Origin of the sequence: Allosphingosinicella vermicomposti (assembly GCF_003012815.1) — a bacterium.
GTDB classification, from domain to species: Bacteria; Pseudomonadota; Alphaproteobacteria; order Sphingomonadales; family Sphingomonadaceae; genus Allosphingosinicella; species Allosphingosinicella vermicomposti.
The window spans coordinates 928,537-945,863 of sequence record NZ_PXYJ01000001.1 but is presented as its reverse complement, the minus strand read 5'-3'; the positions used below and the strand labels follow the sequence as shown (position 1 = coordinate 945,863).

Annotated in this window: 16 protein-coding genes; 6 read left to right on the top strand and 10 right to left on the bottom strand. The window is 62.7% G+C overall.

The window, feature by feature from the left end; all coding sequences use genetic code 11:
* Together smpB and dapA are read right to left on the bottom strand one after the other, a co-directional pair.
* The gene (smpB, locus tag C7I56_RS04630) at window positions 1-483 is read right to left on the bottom strand and encodes an SsrA-binding protein SmpB (protein ID WP_106639321.1); all 483 of its coding nucleotides are present in this window, start codon (window positions 481-483) and stop codon (window positions 1-3) included.
* Entirely contained in the window at window positions 483-1,358 is an 876-nt protein-coding gene (gene dapA / locus C7I56_RS04625) for a 4-hydroxy-tetrahydrodipicolinate synthase (RefSeq protein ID WP_106639320.1), read from the bottom strand. The genes smpB and dapA overlap by 1 nt, the downstream gene beginning before the upstream one ends.
* Before the next feature lie 120 nt (window positions 1,359-1,478).
* Here dapA and C7I56_RS04620 point away from each other — a divergent pair, with 120 nt between their 5' ends.
* Together C7I56_RS04620 and greB are read left to right on the top strand one after the other, a co-directional pair.
* Window positions 1,479-3,506: a lytic transglycosylase domain-containing protein gene (locus tag C7I56_RS04620; RefSeq protein ID WP_245409581.1), complete on the top strand. Its 2,028-nt coding sequence runs from the start codon at window positions 1,479-1,481 to the stop codon at window positions 3,504-3,506.
* Window positions 3,507-3,509: 3 nt separating this feature from the next.
* Window positions 3,510-3,986 carry a transcription elongation factor GreB gene (gene greB, locus C7I56_RS04615; protein WP_106639318.1) on the top strand — a complete coding sequence of 159 codons (477 nt, stop codon included), beginning with the start codon at window positions 3,510-3,512 and terminating at the stop codon, window positions 3,984-3,986.
* A gap of 100 nt (window positions 3,987-4,086) precedes the next feature.
* Here greB and aspS read toward each other — a convergent pair whose 3' ends face one another.
* Window positions 4,087-5,868 (bottom strand): aspartate--tRNA ligase, encoded by a 1,782-nt coding sequence (gene aspS, locus C7I56_RS04610; protein ID WP_106639317.1) that lies wholly within the window; start codon window positions 5,866-5,868, stop codon window positions 4,087-4,089.
* A 109-nt stretch (window positions 5,869-5,977) separates the two neighbouring features.
* Here aspS and rnd point away from each other — a divergent pair, with 109 nt between their 5' ends.
* Window positions 5,978-7,150, top strand: a complete 1,173-nt coding sequence (gene rnd, locus C7I56_RS04605; protein ID WP_106639641.1) for a ribonuclease D — start codon at window positions 5,978-5,980, stop codon at window positions 7,148-7,150.
* Window positions 7,150-7,449 (top strand): I78 family peptidase inhibitor, encoded by a 300-nt coding sequence (locus tag C7I56_RS04600; protein ID WP_106639316.1) that lies wholly within the window; start codon window positions 7,150-7,152, stop codon window positions 7,447-7,449. The genes rnd and C7I56_RS04600 overlap by 1 nt, the downstream gene beginning before the upstream one ends.
* A 5-nt stretch (window positions 7,450-7,454) precedes the next feature.
* Here the strand turns inward: C7I56_RS04600 and C7I56_RS04595 are convergent, their stop codons facing one another.
* From C7I56_RS04595 to C7I56_RS04580, 4 genes are read right to left on the bottom strand one after another with little or no spacing between them, the layout of a single operon-like run.
* Window positions 7,455-8,915: a Ppx/GppA family phosphatase gene (locus C7I56_RS04595; RefSeq protein ID WP_106639315.1), complete on the bottom strand. Its 1,461-nt coding sequence runs from the start codon at window positions 8,913-8,915 to the stop codon at window positions 7,455-7,457.
* Window positions 8,912-11,074, bottom strand: coding sequence for an RNA degradosome polyphosphate kinase (locus C7I56_RS04590; RefSeq protein ID WP_106639640.1), 2,163 nt, complete (start codon window positions 11,072-11,074; stop codon window positions 8,912-8,914). The genes C7I56_RS04595 and C7I56_RS04590 overlap by 4 nt, the downstream gene beginning before the upstream one ends.
* Window positions 11,067-11,681 carry an HdaA/DnaA family protein gene (locus tag C7I56_RS04585; protein ID WP_106639314.1) on the bottom strand — a complete coding sequence of 205 codons (615 nt, stop codon included), beginning with the start codon at window positions 11,679-11,681 and terminating at the stop codon, window positions 11,067-11,069. The genes C7I56_RS04590 and C7I56_RS04585 overlap by 8 nt, the downstream gene beginning before the upstream one ends.
* Complete coding sequence (locus C7I56_RS04580; RefSeq protein ID WP_106639313.1) at window positions 11,682-12,911, bottom strand: hypothetical protein; 1,230 nt, start codon at window positions 12,909-12,911, stop codon at window positions 11,682-11,684. It lies immediately after the preceding gene.
* Window positions 12,912-12,976: 65 nt separating this feature from the next.
* Between C7I56_RS04580 and purM the strand changes: the two genes are divergently transcribed.
* On the top strand, window positions 12,977-14,083 hold the full coding sequence (purM, locus tag C7I56_RS04575; protein WP_106639312.1) for a phosphoribosylformylglycinamidine cyclo-ligase: 1,107 nt from the start codon (window positions 12,977-12,979) through the stop codon (window positions 14,081-14,083).
* Complete coding sequence (gene purN / locus C7I56_RS04570) at window positions 14,076-14,672, top strand: phosphoribosylglycinamide formyltransferase (protein ID WP_106639311.1); 597 nt, start codon at window positions 14,076-14,078, stop codon at window positions 14,670-14,672. The genes purM and purN overlap by 8 nt, the downstream gene beginning before the upstream one ends.
* Window positions 14,673-14,727: 55 nt before the next feature.
* On the opposite strand, the gene ndk is transcribed toward purN, so the two are convergent.
* The 3 genes from ndk to C7I56_RS04555 form a co-directional block, all read right to left on the bottom strand.
* Complete coding sequence (ndk, locus tag C7I56_RS04565; RefSeq protein ID WP_106639310.1) at window positions 14,728-15,150, bottom strand: nucleoside-diphosphate kinase; 423 nt, start codon at window positions 15,148-15,150, stop codon at window positions 14,728-14,730.
* Between the two features lie 177 nt (window positions 15,151-15,327).
* A complete protein-coding gene (locus C7I56_RS04560) occupies window positions 15,328-15,756 on the bottom strand; it encodes a DNA polymerase III subunit chi (protein ID WP_106639309.1) in 429 nt (142 codons plus the stop codon).
* Window positions 15,757-15,765: 9 nt separating this feature from the next.
* On the bottom strand, window positions 15,766-17,244 hold the full coding sequence (locus C7I56_RS04555) for a leucyl aminopeptidase (protein WP_106639308.1): 1,479 nt from the start codon (window positions 17,242-17,244) through the stop codon (window positions 15,766-15,768).
* Window positions 17,245-17,327: the final 83 nt, after the last annotated feature.

Below are 17,327 nucleotides of genomic sequence, written 5' to 3'. Positions count from 1 at the left end.
TCAGCCATGTTGGCGCAGCAACCTGCCCTGCTCCCTCTTCCAGTCCTTTTCCTTCTGATATTCGCGCTTGTCCGGGGCCTTGCGCCCCTTGGCAAGGGCCAGTTCCACCTTCGCGCGGCCTTTTCCGTTGAAATAGATGGATAGCGGGACGAGCGTCATGCCTTGGCGGGCAACGGCGCCGAATGCCTTGTCGATCTGCCGCCGGTTGAGCAGCAATTTGCGCGGCCTCTTGGGCTCATGGTTGAAGCGGTTACCGTGGCTGAATTCCGGGATGTTGGCGTTGATGAGCCACACCTCCTCGTCCTTCACCTCGGCATAGCTCTCGGCGATCGAACCCTCACCGAAACGGAGCGATTTGACCTCCGTGCCGGTGAGCGCGATGCCCGCTTCATATTTATCCTCGATGGCATAATCGTAGCGCGCGCGCCGGTTCTCGGCGACGATCTTCTTCTTGTCGAATTCCTCGGGGCGCGGACGGGCCATCAGGCGAGGCCAGCATGAGCGAGCGCGGCGTCGACGGCCTTTCGGCTCGCTTCGGAAGGTGGAGTCATTGGCAGACGGAGCTCGGGTGAGAATTCGGGGCGGATTTTGTTCAACGCATATTTAGCAGGACCGGGTGAAGCGTCAGTGAACAACGCCGCATGAAGCGGATAGAGCCGATCCTGAAGGGCGAGCGCGTCAGTCCAGCGGCCTTCCAGGCAGGCATTCTGGAAATCGGCGCAGAGACGCGGGGCGATGTTGGCGGTGACCGAAATCGCTCCCACGCCGCCCATCGCCATATAGCCCAACGTCATGTCGTCATTTCCCGACAACTGGGCGAAATCGGTTCCGCAGGACAAGCGATGCGCGCTGACCCTGCCAAGGTCGCCCGACGCATCCTTGATCGCAACCACGGTATCGAGCTTGGCAAAGCGAGCGACGGTTTCGGGTTTAATATCCGTCACGGTCCGCCCGGGCACATTGTAAAGGACGATCGGGAGCGGACTTGCTTCCGCCAGCGCGGCGAAATGGGCGTAGATACCATCCTGGTTTGGGCGATTATAATAAGGCGCGACGACGAGCGCGGCATCGGCACCGGCATTTTTCGCGGCCTGCATCAATTCCCTTGCCACAGCCGTATTGTTGGCGCCGCAGCCGGCGATGACCGGCACCCGGCCCGCCGCTTGTTCAACACAGGCGCGGATGACCTGGATGTGTTCATCGGCGGAGAGCGTCGCGGATTCGCCAGTAGTGCCGCAGGGCACAAGCGCGTGACTTCCCTCCACGATCTGCCATTCGACGAAGGCGCGGAATGCGTCCTCGTCAAACGCTTCGTCGCGAAACGGCGTCACCAGAGCCGGGATCGAACCACGAAACATGCGTCTATCCTTCACCTTATCGCGCCGATGTGAGCATAGAAATGGCTCAAAGGCGGCGGAATCTATTCATCGCCTGATAAGGAGGGGGTTGGCACTCTGTCCAGCATGCATAAAAGAGCGATGACCATAGCTTTACTCGCGGCCTCCGTTGCCGCTGTCGCCTCGACCGGTCCGGTCGCCGTCCGCACCCTGCTTCCCGGCGCCGTCCAGGTCGCGCAGAATGTGCCTGCGCCGCAGGTTCAGCCTCAGGCTGCTGCGCCACAGGCCCAAAATTTTGCCGTGTCGCCCGCGACCAGCCAAGCGATCGCGCAGTGGAACAGTCTGCGCCAAAGCAGCAATCAACCGTTCTCCGCCTACGCCTCCTTTCTGATGACGTATCGCGGCTTCCCGGGCGAGACGGGGCTGCGGCGCGATGCCGAACGGGCGATCGATCCCGCCACCACCGCGCCGGGCGATGTCGTCGCCTTCTTCCGGGTCCACCCGCCGCTGACGCCGGGTGGTCATGCGAAATATGCGCTGGCCCTGCAGGCGCAGGGCATGGTGGCCGAAGCGCAGGCCGCCGCGCGCACGGCCTGGGCCAGCGGCGTCATGGCGACGACCGAGGAAAGCCGCCTGCTCAGCGCCTTTGGCCGCATCTTATCGCCCGCCGATCATGACCGGCGAATGGAGACCTTGCTCGACAATGGCGACACGGCGAGCGCGCTGCGGGCGCTTCCTTATGCGTCGGGAACGCGGCGGGCGATTTACGATGCGCGGATCGCATTGCAAACGCGGACAGCCGATGCAGCTGCGAAGCTTAATATGGCGCAGGCGAGCGGCACGGGCGATGCGGGTCTGCTGAGGGATCGCGCCAACTGGATGCGGAGCACGGGCCAGAGCCTTGCGGCGCGCAACCTGCTTGCTCAGCCGCGCACGCTCGTCACCAAGCCTGCCAATGCGGAAAAATGGTTCGAAACCCTGCTCATCATGGCGCGAGGGGCGGCGGCCGATAGCCAGTGGCTGACGGCTTATCAGATTGCGAGCCAGGTGGACGATGCTTATCCCGCAGGCACCGACGTCAGCAATCAACCCTATGGCGAGCGCGACGAATATACGAGCCTCACCTGGCTAGCGGGCACCACGGCGCTCCATCGGCTCAACCGCCCGGTCGACGCGATCGGCATGTTCGAACGTTATGGCCGTGCAGCGCGATCACCGCAGACGCGGGCGAAGGGCTTCTATTGGGCCGCACGCGCCGCGACGCAGGCGGGTCAGGCCGAGCGGTCGGCGCAACTTCTGAACGAAGCGGCGGCCTATCCAGATCAGTTTTACGGTCAGCTTGCGATGGAGCGGCTCGGCCGCCCGATCCCCGCCCCCTCGCCCACCGATCGCGTGACCCCGACGCCGGAAGCGCGCGCCGCCTTCGCGCGTCGTCCGATCGTGCAGGCGACCCGCCTTCTTGGCATGATGGGCCGCCGCGAGGACCAGGCGTTGTTTATCCGGGCGCTGTCCGACCAGCTGACCACGCCGGAAGAGCATGCGCTGGCTGACGAATTTGCGAGGCAGATTGCGCGGCCGGACCTTGGCGTCTGGGTGGCGCGTCAGGCGCGTAGTCAGGGTACGACCGTCTATACGCTGGCAAATTTCCCGACCGTCCAAGTTCCGCCTGCTTACGATCACCATTGGACGCTCGCCAATGCGATCACGCGGCAGGAAAGCTCCTTCGACCGCACGGCGCAAAGCCATGTCGGTGCGCGGGGCATGATGCAGTTGATGCCGGGCACGGCGCGCGAGGTCGCGGGGCAAATGGGAATGCCCTATGAGCTTGGGCGGCTGACCGTCGACCCGCAATATAATGTCATGCTGGGCAGCAAATATTTCGCGGACCTGATGACGCGCTACGGCAATTTCGCGCCGATGGCGGTTGCAGCCTACAATGCCGGGCCGGGAAATGTGAACAAGTGGATCCGCGCCAATGGCGACCCACGCCTCCCCGGCGCGGACGTGCTGCGCTGGATCGAGGACATTCCCTTCCAGGAAACACGCAATTACGTGCAGCGTGTGCTGGAAAATGCCGTGGTCTACGACACGATCAACCCGCGGCGTTCCGCCGTGGGGCCGGTTGGAAACCGCATGTCTTATTATCTTGGCCAGCGCATCGCGAGCTGAGCCGTGAACGACCGCCCGAACTATATCACGCCGGACGGCTATCGCCGTCTGCGCGAGGAATATGAGCGGCTGTTTGCCGTCGAGCGGCCGCAGCTGGTCGAAACGATCAGCTGGGCCGCCGGCAATGGCGATCGGTCGGAAAATGGCGATTACATATACGGCCGCAAGAGGTTGCGCGAGATCGACCGGCGCCTTGGCTGGCTCTCCAAGCGAATGAAGGCGGCGCGGATCGTCGAGCCCAAGGAGCAGGAAGCTGGAAAGGTGCTGTTCGGTGCCACGGTTACACTCGCTGATGAGGACGACAATGAGCGAGTCGTGACCCTGGTCGGCGAGGACGAGGCGGAAGCGGGCGCGGGCCGGATCAGCTGGAACTCACCTTTGGCCCGCGCGGTGCGCGGCGCTGGGGTTGGCGATGTGCGCAGGGTAAGCCTGCCCGCAGGCGAGCGCGAATATGAGGTGATTTCGATAGCCTATATCTGAAAATTTCCGCGTCATTCCGGCGAAAGCCGGAATCTCGTGACAAGAGATGTGCCTGTCCGGGCTGAGACCCCGGCTTTCGCCGGGGTGACGGTGGCTGGGTTTAGCCAGCCTTTGGCGGCTCGACGACGCGGATGTTGAGTTCGCGCAATTGCTTTGCCGTAACGGCGGCGGGCGCGTTCATCATCAGGTCTTCGGCCTTCTGCGTCATCGGGAAGAGGATGACTTCGCGGATATTCGGTTCGTTGGCGAGCAGCATGACGATGCGATCGATGCCGGGAGCCGAGCCACCGTGCGGCGGCGCGCCGAACTTGAAGGCGTTGATCATGCCCGAGAAGTTCGTGTCCACGTCTTCCTGGCTGTAGCCTGCAATTTCGAACGCCTTGTACATGATGTCCGGACGGTGATTCCGGATTGCACCCGAGGACAGCTCCACGCCGTTGCAGACAATGTCATATTGATAAGCGAGGATATCGAGCGGATCCTTGGTTTCCAGCGCTTCCAGTTCGCCCTGCGGCATCGAGAAGGGATTGTGGCTGAAATCGACCTTCTTCGCTTCCTCATCATATTCGAACATCGGGAAATCGACGATCCAGCAGAATTCGAAGCGGTTCTCATCGATCAGGCCGAGCTGTTCACCGACGCGGGTGCGGGCGAGGCCGGCGAGCTTCGCCGCCTGCGCTTCCTTGCCCGCAGCGAAGAAGATGCCGTCATTCGGCCCAAGGCCGAGCTGCGCGATCAGCTTGCGGGTCGCTTCCTCGCCATGGTTCTTGGCGATCGGGCCGCCAAGTTCACCATTCTTCTGCGTGATGTAGCCAAGGCCCGCATGGCCTTCCGAACGCGCCCAATCGTTCATGTCGTCGAAAAATTTGCGGCTCTTGTCCGCCGTGCCCGGCGCCGGGATGGCGCGGACCACGCCGCCGCCGCCCACGATCTTGTCGAACAGGCCGAAGCCCGATCCCTTGAAGTGGTCCGACACGTCGGTGATCAGGATCGGGTTGCGGAGGTCCGGCTTGTCATTGCCGTATTTCAGCATCGATTCCCTGTAGGGGATGCGCTTGAACGGCAGCGGCGAGACGCTGCGGCCGTTAGCGAACTCTTCGAAGACGCCGTGGAGGACGGGCTCGATCGCGTTGAATACGTCGTCCTGCGTGACGTAGCTCATTTCGAAATCGAGCTGGTAGAATTCGCCCGGGCTGCGGTCGGCACGGGCGTCTTCGTCGCGGAAGCAGGGCGCGATCTGGAAATAGCGGTCGAAGCCCGCGACCATGATCAGCTGCTTGAACATCTGCGGCGCCTGCGGAAGCGCGTAGAATTTGCCGGGATGGACGCGGCTCGGCACGAGATAGTCGCGCGCACCTTCGGGGCTCGATGCGGTCAGGATCGGCGTCTGAAATTCGGTAAAGCCCTGATCGATCATGCGGCGGCGGATTGAGCTGATCACATTCGAACGCAGCACGATATTCTGGTGGATGCGCTCGCGGCGCAGGTCGAGGTAGCGATAGCGCAGGCGGATATCCTCGGGATATTCGGCCTCGCCCGCGACCGGCATGGGGAGTTCCTGAGCGGAGGATTGAACGACGACATCCTCGGCATGAACCTCGATCTCGCCGGTAGCAAGATTGGCATTGGACGCTTCGCCGCCGCGCGCGACAACCTTGCCGGTGATCGTCACGACCGATTCGGCGCGCAGGCCATCGAGGATGCGAAGCGCCTCGGTGCCCGCATTGGCGACAATCTGCGTCAGGCCATAATGATCGCGAAGATCGATGAAAAGCACGCCGCCATGATCGCGCTTGCGGTGGATCCATCCCGAAAGCCTGACCTGATTGCCCACGTCCGCTGAACGGAGTTGGGCGCAATTATGGGTGCGGTAGGCGTGCATCGTCTGACTGCTTTCGAACTGGAATGGACGGAAAATACAGAAGACCGCGCTTCGCCCCGGATAAGCCGCTTTGTCAAGGCGCCACCCTCAAGCTATGAGCCTTGGCCCTATGCATATTCATCCGTTGATTACCGACAGCGAATCGCTCGCCGCCCTTTGCAAACGACTTTCCGCCGCCAGCTTCGTCGCTGTCGATACGGAGTTCATGCGGGAAAATACCTATTGGCCGGACCTGTGCCTGGTGCAGATCGGCGATCAGTTCGAGGCTGCGGCGATCGATCCCAAGGCAGAAGGGATCGATCTTTCACCCCTGCTCGAATTGCTGGTCGACAACCATGAAGTGCTGAAGGTCTTCCACGCGGGCGGTCAGGATATCGAGATCATCCACAATCTGACGGGTAAGACCCCCTTCCCTCTGTTCGACACTCAGATCGCAGCGATGGCGCTGGGGTTGGGCGAACAGGTTGGCTATTCGAACCTCGTCGAAAGCCTGCTTAACGAACGGCTCGACAAGGGCGCGCGCTTCACGGATTGGGCGCGCCGCCCCCTCGACAAGCGCCAGATCGATTACGCGATCGGCGATGTCACCCATTTGGCGGGGCTGTTCCCGAAGATGCTCGAGCGGCTGAAAACCACCGGACGCGGCGCCTGGCTGGACCAGGAGATGGAGCGGCTTGGCGATCCGTCCAATTATTCGGTCGATCCGGATCAGGCGTGGAAGCGCATCCGCATGCCGAGCCGCAAGGCCGAGGTGCTGGGGCGCCTCAAGGCCATCGCGGCGTGGCGCGAGAAGGAGGCCAAGGGCAAGAATCTGCCGCGCGGGCGCATCATGAAGGATGAGACGCTGGCCGATATCGCATCGCACCCGCCGAAATCGCAGGACACGCTCGCCAATGTGCGCGGTTTGTCGCCGACGTGGAAGTCGAACGATATCGGCGCGCGGCTGATGCAGGCAATTGGCGAAGCAAAGGAACTTCCCGCAGACGAAATGCCGCCGCGCGAGGAGCGGATGCCGGGTCTCGGCAAGGAAGGGGCCCTGGTCGCTGACCTTTTGAAATTGTTGCTCAAGATCCGGTCGCGTGAGAGCAATGTCGCGGCGCGGCTGATTGCGAAGTCCCAAGAGCTGGAATTGCTCGCGGCGGGCAAGCGCGACGGGCTTTCGATCCTGGAAGGGTGGCGATTCGACCAATTCGGCCGTGATGCGTTGGACCTGGTGGAAGGCCGGCTCGCCTTTGCGATCAAGGGCGGGAAGCTGGCCATGACACGGACGGAGCTCGACTGATGATGCGATTTGCCGCTGCTTTGCTGATCCCGGCCCTTGGCGCCTGTGCGACAAGCGCAAGCGATGGGACTGCGCCCGCGATGCCGTCAATCGGTGGTCGCTGCGATGCCGCGCCCGCGCAGGATATGGTCGGGCAACCGGCAACGGCGGAATTGGGTGCGGATGTTCAGCGGCGGACGGGCGCGAATGCATTTCGCTGGCTTCAGCCCGGGCAGATCGTGACGATGGAATTCCGCGACGGCCGCGTGAATGTTCACCTTGATGAACAGAATAAGGTGCGGTCGATCAATTGCGGATGAGCGGGTCAAGCCGCTGAGCAGGCATGTGTCAGGCCCATGGCGGCGGCGAGGTTTTTGAGGCGCTTTTCCACCGTTTCTCCGTAGAGTGCAGCTTGGCCGCCGGGTAGTTCGAGGCGGAGGAAATCTCCGTCAACGATGAGGCCGGTGTTGCGGAGGCTTTCGGCTGCGCCGCCGCTGAGGCGTTGGGCGAGGCGCATGGCGTGACCCCATAGACTGGCGCGGTGAAGCTCGTCCGGCGTGCAGAGGGCGGCGCAATCAAGATCTGAAAACTCGCCTGACCCGGCGAAATTACAGAATAAAGCCTGAGCGATCATCACCCGGCCCGGCGCATCGATACCTACCCAATGGCCGTGAAGTGCCATATCGACGCCGCGCTCGGCACGGAAATCGGGGTGGGCGCGCCAAGCAATATCGGACAGGACGCAGGCCGCGAGGCGAAGGCGAGCAAAGGCGGGGTCTTCTTCAGGCAGAGCGGTCGCGATCCAGCGGTCGAGCAGCTTGCCATGTTCTTCGAACCGGCCAAGCCCCCTGCCCGCTTCCCGCGCCGCATCGATCAGCGGATCGCGCGACCGCGTCGCAGGGTCAAGGCGATCGAACAGAAAGCCCTCTCGAATACCAAAGGCTGATGTTATCAGGACATTAGGCTGCAATTCCTCAGACAATATCTGAAGTAAAAGAGTTGCCTGAGGAAGGGTGGTGAAGCGGGCAGAGGAGAGGACGGCCTTCGCTTCCTTGCGCGCGCCATCGTTAATCATGTGGTAGAGTTCGGCGGGGCGATCGGGTGCCAGCCAATAATGATGGCTGATCGGCAGCGGGTAGTCCGTCAGCGCCATGTCGAGTTTCGTTAGCGCGCGCCATGAGCCGCCGACCAGGTAGAAAGGGCGCCCCTTGCCAAGGCTCGCAAATCCTTTTTCCTCCAGTGCCTTGCGGACGATCTTGCGTAGCGCGCCTTCACCCTGTTCCAGGATTGCGGGAATGCGGAGGACGCCGAAGGGCGTGGAGGCGCTCTTGCGCACGTTGCCGCCCGCGACGTCGACCAGTTCGAGGCTGCCGCCGCCCAGATCGCCGACGATGCCATCCGCCTCAGGGATTGCAGAGAGGACGCCCTGACCCGCCATCAACCCTTCCCGCTCGCCGGATAGAACTTCCGGATCGAAACCGATTGCGCGTACGTCGTCAAGGAAGGCGGTGCCGTTGCTCGCATCGCGCACGGCGGCGGTGGCAACAACGTGGACCTCGCTGACGTCCATCTGCCGGAGAAGCAGACGAAAACGCGCCAACGCCTTCAATGCCCGGTTTTGCGCGCCTCCTGAGAGTTCACCCGAGGCGTTGAGGCTCTTGCCCAAGCCCGCCATCACCTTTTCGTTGAAGATGATCGCGGGAATACGCGGGGCGCCGGCATAGACGACGAGGCGGATCGAATTCGAACCGATGTCGATGATCGCAACGGGATCCTGGCCGATCATGGCTCCGCCCTCCGCAGGCGCAGTTTCGGCACCGCCCCACCTGCCCGAAGCGCGCCACCGCGTCCGGACAATGATGGATTCGTCATGAAGTAACGATGAAGATTGAATGGCTTCTCGCCATCTGCTGAGAGGCGAACGTAACGGCCATCCGATTGGAGCCGCCAGCTTTGTTCATTGTCGATGAGGTTGGCGACCATGACCTGATCGAGAATCTGGGCGTGAACGGTAGGGTTTTCGACCTGGAGCATATATTCAACGCGGCGGTCGAAATTGCGCGGCATCCAGTCGGCCGAGCTGATGAACACCTGCGCGGCCCGGTTCGGCAACTCCTCGCCATTTCCGAAGGCCCAGATGCGGCTATGCTCAAGGAAGCGGCCAACCACCGATTTGACGCGGATATGATCGGAAAGGCCCGGAACGCCAGGCCGAAGGCAGCAAATGCCGCGCACGATGAGGTCAATCTCGACGCCCGCATTGCTGGCGACATAAAGCTTGTCGATAATCGCGGGGTCGACGAGAGAGTTCATCTTCGCCCAGATGGCGCCGGGCTTCCCGTCCGCGACATTCTCCATCTCCTGATCGATCAAAGCGAAGAGATGTTCGCGAAGGCCGTAGGGCGACATGGTGATGAGCTCGAGGTCGCGGGGCGCCACATAGCCGGTAATATAGTTGAACAGCTGCGCCACGTCGCGGCCAACGCGCGGGTCGGCGGTGAAGAAGCTGACGTCGGTATAAACACGCGCGGTGCCAGGGTGATAATTGCCGGTGCCAAGGTGGCAATAGGTACGATAGCCCTTCTCCTCCCGGCGGACGACCATCGACACCTTGGCGTGAGTCTTCCAATCGACAAAGCCGTAGACGACCTGCACCCCCGCCCGCTCTAGCGCATTTGCCCAGAGGATATTTTGCTCTTCGTCGAAGCGGGCCTTGAGTTCGACCACGGCCGTAACGGACTTGCCCGCTTCGGCGGCGTCAATCAGGGCGCGGATGATCGCGGACTGCTTGCCCGCGCGATAGAGCGTCTGCTTGATCGCGACGACATCCGAATCCTCGGCCGCCTGGCGCAGGAAGGCGACCACCACGTCGAAGGTTTCGTAAGGGTGGTGAACGACGATGTCCTTGGTACGGATCGCGGCGAAACAGTCGCTGTCATGTTCGCGAATACGCTCGGGAAAGCGTGGCGCGAATGGCGTGAATTTAAGATCGGGCCGGTCCTCGTCCACCAACCCTTCAAGGTCGGCGATGCCGAGGAAGCCGGTCGATTCAGAGACGATCGCCTGGCTGGCGTCTATGCCTTCGCGGACGAGAGCGATAAGCTCGGGCGGCATACCTGCCTCGAGCTTTAAACGAATAACGCGGCCCCGGCGGCGGCGCTTGATCGCCGAGCGGAAGAAGCGGACGAGGTCTTCGGCCTCCTCCTCCACTTCGATGTCGCTGTCGCGGATGATCCGGAAGGCACCATGGCCGAGCACGTCATAATCGGGGAAGAGCGTACCGATATGGCGGCGGATGAGCGTTTCGATCGCGATATAGCGCGCCTCCTGCCCCGGCACGCGGACGAAGCGCGGAAGCGAGGCCGGCACCATCAAAAGTTCATGGATAGGCTCTTCGTCCGCCCGGCGCTTCATGTCGAAGATGAGGGAGAAGCCCTTATTCGGGATGAAGGGAAAGGGATGAGCGGGGTCGATGGCCTGAGGCGTCAAAACCGGGAAAATCTGCTCATCGAAATAGCGGGCGAGCCAACGTGAAGCCTCGCTGTCAGCGTCGACATCGTCATTGCCCATAACCTGAAGCCCAGCGTCCGCCAGCTCCGCCTTGATGTCGTTCCACACCTGCTGTTGGCTGACGGTCAGGTCGTCCGCTTCCTCCGCAATGGCAGCGAGCTGCTGCGCGGGCGTCAGGCCATCGGCGGAGCGCTCCTCGACCCCCAGTAGTTGCTGGCCCTTGAGGCCGGCAACGCGGACCATGAAGAATTCGTCGAGATTGTGCCCCGAAATAGAAAGGAAGCGGAGGCGTTCCAATAGAGGGTGCGCGGAATTGCATGCCTCTTCCAACACGCGCCGATTGAAGGCGAGCCAGGAGAGTTCGCGGTTGAAATAGCGCGATTCGCCTCCCGGAAGATCGGACAGGTCGCTCGCGGACTGGCTGGCGCTAGCCAAGGCGATCACTCCGGTCGACCAGCTTATCGGCGACGAGCGCCGCGCGGGCGGCGGGCAGGGTCAACCTGCGGCGGCTGGCAAGGGCTGCATGATCCAGACTGTCCACGGCCTTCAGAACGGCCACGTAGCTCCGTTCGATCCGCGGGGCGACATATTGGGGAATTTCGGGCGGAATCATGATTCCCCGATCGGACAAGAGTTTTACAATCAGGTTACAGATGAGCGCATCGTCCGGCAGGCCGATCTCGACATGCGGGGTCGCGGCGAGGCGCGAGCGGAGGTCCGGAAGGTCGACGTCCCAATGCGGCGTGTCAGAGACGAGCAGGACCGGGCGCCGCTGCGCCTGCGCATCGTTCCAGGCGTGGAAAAGTGTTTCTTCATCATGCGCGGGCGCGTCGTCGAACAGTCGGCCGCCGACCTTGCGGGCGAAGATGCCGCCGAGCAGACTGCGGCCCGACTTGCGCGGACCGACGAGGATCGTCGCCATGACCGGCCAGGTATGCCAGCGGCGGAGATGTTCAAATGCCAGACGGTTGGCATCGGACAGGATGAAATCCGCCTCCCCACTCGCCACCGGCCAATCGAGCGGCAGCGCGATCTGTACCACTTACTGGCCCCGGGAAATGGTGAGCGTGGATCCGCTGCCCTGCACCCTCCAGCCACGGGCGCGAAGAGCGGCGGCAAGCGCGGCAGAGTCGCCCGCAAAAGTGACGCGCATCGTCGATATCCCGCCGATCGCGGTGCTGGTGGTCAGCGCCGAGGTCATGCCCGGAATGCCGCTCAATGAAATCTCGGCCTCCGCGACCTCATTGGTGCTCGGTGTAGCGTAACGGATGCTGTAGGGCACGGCGGCTCCGGCAGGCGCCGCCACCGGTTCAGGCGCGGCGTCGGACACCGCATCGCTGGCCGCCTCGATCTCCGCAGCCGGATCGATTTCCGGCTCAACCGGGATGAGCGAGCGATCGAAGGTCAGGCGTCCCTCGGCAAGCGCGCGAGCATAGGATTGGTCGATGCGCTGCACGCCGGTCGCGAGCAGGCGCGGCAAGGCGGCGCTCGATTCGACGCGCAGTGTGAAACGGTCGATCAGCTGATAATCGGGTCCGTGACGCGCGCTGAACGTGCCGATGACCGGGCCACCGGGATAAAGCCGCTTCAACCGCACTTCGGGCACGAGGATGTCGGCCGCGCCATATTGTTCGAGGATGACGCGCCACCAGCTGCGATTGCGGCGCTGTGCCTGGGAAACGTTGAGCAGCAGAGGATCGGCACCGATGCCGGTTGGCCGGACGTAGTCGATCGGGCTGTTATTCGTGCGGAACTGCGCCCAAGCCCGCTGCCATTCATTTCGCGATTCGAAGCTTTGATAGGAACCGCCGGTCAGCATCACCGGAATAACGAGCATGGGCTGCGAACGGCGAACCTGCCCCTGCGCACCGCCGAGCACACCGGCCATACGCGCGCGATCAAAGAGGACGCCCAACGTCGCGACATAACGGTTGGGGCCGATCTGCTCCTGCTCGACCACGATCCCCGACATCATGCCGGACAGGTCGGTATAGCTGAGCTTCGGCGCCTCGCTCACCGGGCGGTTATGCGTTTTCGCCCAGAGCGCCTGCCAGCCCTTGGTCAGCGCCTGCCGCCAGCCTTCGCTGCGCGCGGCTTCCGCCGTCTTCGCCGTAACGTCGACCTCGATGCCCGTGATTTCGAACGAGCTGGAGCTGTCGACCGGGGCAATGCCGCGATCGGCGCCTTCGAGCTGCGCATAGACCGCCGCCGCGCCAGCGAGCGACAAGGCCGCGGCGCCCGCGATCAGCCTCTTGGAGGAAAGGAAAGCCATTACAACTGGCCTTTTGGCGAGTTGAGCGTGGAAATCCAAGCAGGATATGGCTAGTCGCGTAAAACATGAACGATGCGGATCAGCAGAGCGAGTCCTACACCTATGCCAAGGCAGGTGTGTCCATTGCCGCCGGAAATGCGCTGGTAAAGGCGATCGCGCCGCTGGCCAAGGCGACGGCACGCCCCGGCGCGGACGCATCGCTGGGCGGGTTTGGCGGCTTTTTCGACCTGAAGGCAGCGGGATATTCCGACCCGCTTCTGGTCGCGGCGAATGACGGGGTCGGCACGAAGCTCAAACTCGCCATCGATTCGGACCGGCATGATGGGGTGGGCATCGATCTTGTCGCGATGTGCGTGAACGATCTGATCGTTCAAGGCGCCGAGCCGCTTTTCTTCCTCGACTATTTCGCGACCGGGAAGCTGGAAAGCGGTGTCGCGGAACGCGTGATCGCGGGCATCGCGGAAGGCTGCAAGGTAGCGGGCTGCGCGCTGATCGGCGGGGAAACCGCTGAAATGCCGGGCATGTATGCGCAAGGCGATTATGACCTCGCCGGTTTCTGCGTCGGCGCGGTGGAGCGGGCCGAGGCGCTGACCGGATCGCGGGTCGAGGATGGCGACGTGATCCTCGGGCTGGCTTCGTCGGGGGTTCACTCCAATGGCTTTTCGCTCGTGCGGCGGCTGGCGGCGGACAAGGGCTGGAAGCTCGACCGCCCTGCTTTGTTCGATCAGGACAAGTTGCTGATCGAAGCGCTCATCGAGCCGACAAGGATTTATGTGAAGTCCCTGCTCCCGCTGGTGCGGAGCGGCAAGATTGCGGCGCTGGCGCACATCACGGGCGGCGGACTCCTTGAAAATATCCCGCGTGTGCTGCCCGACGGCCTGCATGCACATGTCGATGCTGGCGCGTGGACGCAGCCGCGTTTGATGGCCTTCCTGCAGGGACAGGGGAATATCGAGCCCGAGGAGATGGCGCGGACCTTCAACTGCGGCATCGGCATGGCGGTGGTCGTCCGCTCCGGTGATGCGGCAGACGTGAAGGCGGCGCTGGACGCTGCGGGAGAGACCGTCTTCACGATCGGGCGGATCGAGGCGGGCGAAAAGGGCTGCACCGTGTCCGGCCCCGCAGGCGTGTGGAGCGCCAAGGCCGATTGGACCGCGACGCATAATGGCTGACAAGGTCCGGGTCGGCGTCCTCATCTCCGGACGGGGATCGAACCTTGAAGCCCTGGCCGATTATAAGCGCAAGGCCGATCCGGCTTATGAGATCGTGGTCGTGGCCTCGAACGTCCCTGAAGCGCGCGGGCTGGTGCTTGCGAAACGGTTCGACATTCCAACCTGGGCGCAAAGCCATAAAGGCGTGAAACGTGCCGAATTCGACGCGCTCGTCGATGCCGAACTGCGGCGGAGCGGTGTCGAGGTGATCGCGCTCGCGGGCTATATGCGGCTGCTGTCGCCTGAATTCATTCACGGCTGGAATCACCGGATCCTCAATATCCATCCCTCGCTCCTGCCAGACTATAAGGGTCTCGACACGCACCAGCGGGCGCTGATGGGGGGAGAGGAATATGCGGGATGTTCGGTCCATGTCGTGACCGAGGAATTGGATGACGGCCCCGTCATCGCGCAGGCCCGGGTCCGGGTTCAGGCGCGCGATACGGCGGAAACATTGGCGCAGCGGGTGCTGGTCGAGGAGCATAAGCTCTATCCGGCGGCGCTCGATGCGTTTTGCCGGAAGTTGCTGGCGGATCGCGCCGCCTCCTAACGAAAAAGGCCCCAGCTTTCGCCGGGGCCTGATCATTTAGTCATTAAGACAGGCGTTAGCCTACGATCTCTTCCGGCTTGAAGAAGTAGTCGATTTCGATCTTGGCGTTTTCCAGGCTGTCCGAACCATGGACGCTGTTGGCTTCGATCGATTCCGCGTGAACCTTGCGGATCGTGCCTTCGTCGGCATTTTCCGGGTTCGTCGCGCCCATGACTTCGCGGTTCTTCGCGACGGCATTTTCGCCTTCCAGAACCTGAACGACGACCGGGCCGGAGATCATGAAGCTGACGAGGTCGTTGAAGAAAGGACGTTCCTTGTGGACGGCATAGAAGCCTTCAGCCTGTTCCTTGGACATGTGGATGCGCTTGGAAGCGACGACGCGGAGGCCGGCATCTTCCAGCATCTTGGTGACGGCGCCGGTCAGGTTGCGGCGGGTCGCGTCGGGCTTGATGATCGAGAAAGTGCGTTCGGTCGCCATGGCCGATTATGCTCCATTGAAATGAGGATTGGGATTGCGCGGCGCTTTAGGCGGGACGCGAGGAAAGGGCAAGTCGTCGCTCCATCGTCATTGCGAGCGGAGCGAGGCAATCCAGCGGCGCCAAACCTGGCCTCAAGATGAATTGCCGCGTCGCTGCGCTCCTAGCGATGCCGAAGGTTATGGCCCTTCGACCCACTTGCCCTGTTCGTCCTGCTTCCAATAGGACAGGTTGGCCCCCTCCCTACCCTTAAGCTGGCGCCAGGCGGTGCGTGCGTCGGCGATGCGACTTTCGTCGAACAGATAGAAGGTGCGATCGAAGGACAAGGCTTCGTCGCGCCAGATGCCGTCGGCGATCAATATGTGCGTGGCTCCGTTCGCTGCCTCACAAGCTTTGGAAAGAAAAACCGGCTGTATGTCCGCCCTCTCCCGTCCATGCGGCAGGAACGAAGCTGGCGCATAAGTCCAGAGCAGTTCGTCGAGCCGGTCGAGCAGCGTTTCATCGGCCACGACGAGCAGGCGCTGGCCGTCAGCCAGCACCCGCTCGGCGATGCGGGGCAAGGTACGCTCCAGCGGAACAGCAGTCAGATGATAAAAGCCGATCCGCACGTCGCGCGCTTAGCCCTCGTGATTGGCGGCGATGAAGCGGTCGAGGAGTGCAACGCCAAAGCCGGTGGCGCCCTTGTCGTAGAGGCTGCCCGCCTTGCCCGACCACACGGTGCCCGCAATGTCGAGGTGCGCCCATTTCACGCCATCATCAACGAAGCGCTGAAGGAACTGGGCCGCAGTGATGGACCCAGCCTCGCGCGGGCCGACATTCTTGATGTCGGCGATCGGGCTGTCGATCAGCTTGTCATAAGCGGCGCCAAGCGGCTGCCTCCACAATTTATCGCCGGTCTTGAGGCCTGCGTCGGCGAGTTGGACCGCAAGGCCATCGTCGTTCGTGAACATACCGGCAAATTCATGGCCAAGCGCGATCAGCATGGCGCCGGTGAGCGTCGCGAGATCGACAAGCACGTCGGGCTTATAGGTCTTCTGCGCCCAGGTCATGGCATCGCACAGAACCAGGCGGCCTTCGGCATCAGTGTTGATGACTTCGATCGTCTGGCCCGACATGGATGTAACGACGTCGCCCGGACGCTGCGCCTTGCCGTCCGGCATGTTTTCGACAAGGCCACAAATGCCGATGACATTCGCCTTCGCCTTGCGTCCGGCGATGGCTTTCATCGCGCCCGCGACCGCGCCGGCGCCGCCCATGTCCCACTTCATCGCTTCCATGCCGGCCGCGGGCTTGATCGAAATGCCGCCGGTGTCGAACGTGACGCCCTTGCCGACAAAGACGACGGGCTTTTTGCCCGGCTCGCCGCCATTCCAGCGCATAACGAGAAGGCGCGGCGGCTTCGCGGAACCCAGTGACACGCCGAGCAGGGCGTTCATGCCGAGCTCTGCCATCTGCTGTTCGTCCAGCGCCTCGATTTCGACGCCAAGGCCTTCCATCGATTTGCGGCAGCGTTCGACAAAGCTTTCGGGATAGATGATGTTCGCGGGTTCGGTGACGAGTTCGCGGGTGAGGAAAATACCTTCGAGCAGGGCCGACTTGTCCGCCCATTTCTCTTCGGCGTCTGCACCGCCGCCCACGATCACGATCTCTTCAAGCGTCGGCTTGGCCTTCGCCGAAAGCTTCGTGCGGTAGATGTCGTAACGCCAGGAACGGGCCGCGGCACCGAAGGCGATCTTGGCGGCTTCTTCGCCGCTCGCTTCAATCCCTGAAAGGTCGACGACGAGCGTCTTTTCACCTGAGGTCAGCAGATGCGCGGCAAGGGCGCCGCCGACGCGTTCGAACAGCGCCTCTTCATCGCGTTTGCCGCCAAGGCCGACGAGCAGAAGGCGCCGCGCGCTATCGCCGTCGACAATGAAGCTTTCGGCGATCGCGCCCGCCTCCCGTTCGAAACGCTGCGCCTCAGCGGCTCGCGCCGCGAGCGTCCGGCCCGCTTCATCCAGGCTACCCAGGCGTTCGGTAAGCATATCTTCGCCGCTGATCGGAAGAGCGAGGGCGAAAGAACCGCTGGGACGCTCGGCGCTGAAACGAACCTTCATCACGCATGATCTCCATACATATCATTGGGAGGACACAAGCCTCCGTCGCGCCCCAGATAGAGTGCCGACGCGCCGCTGGCAAA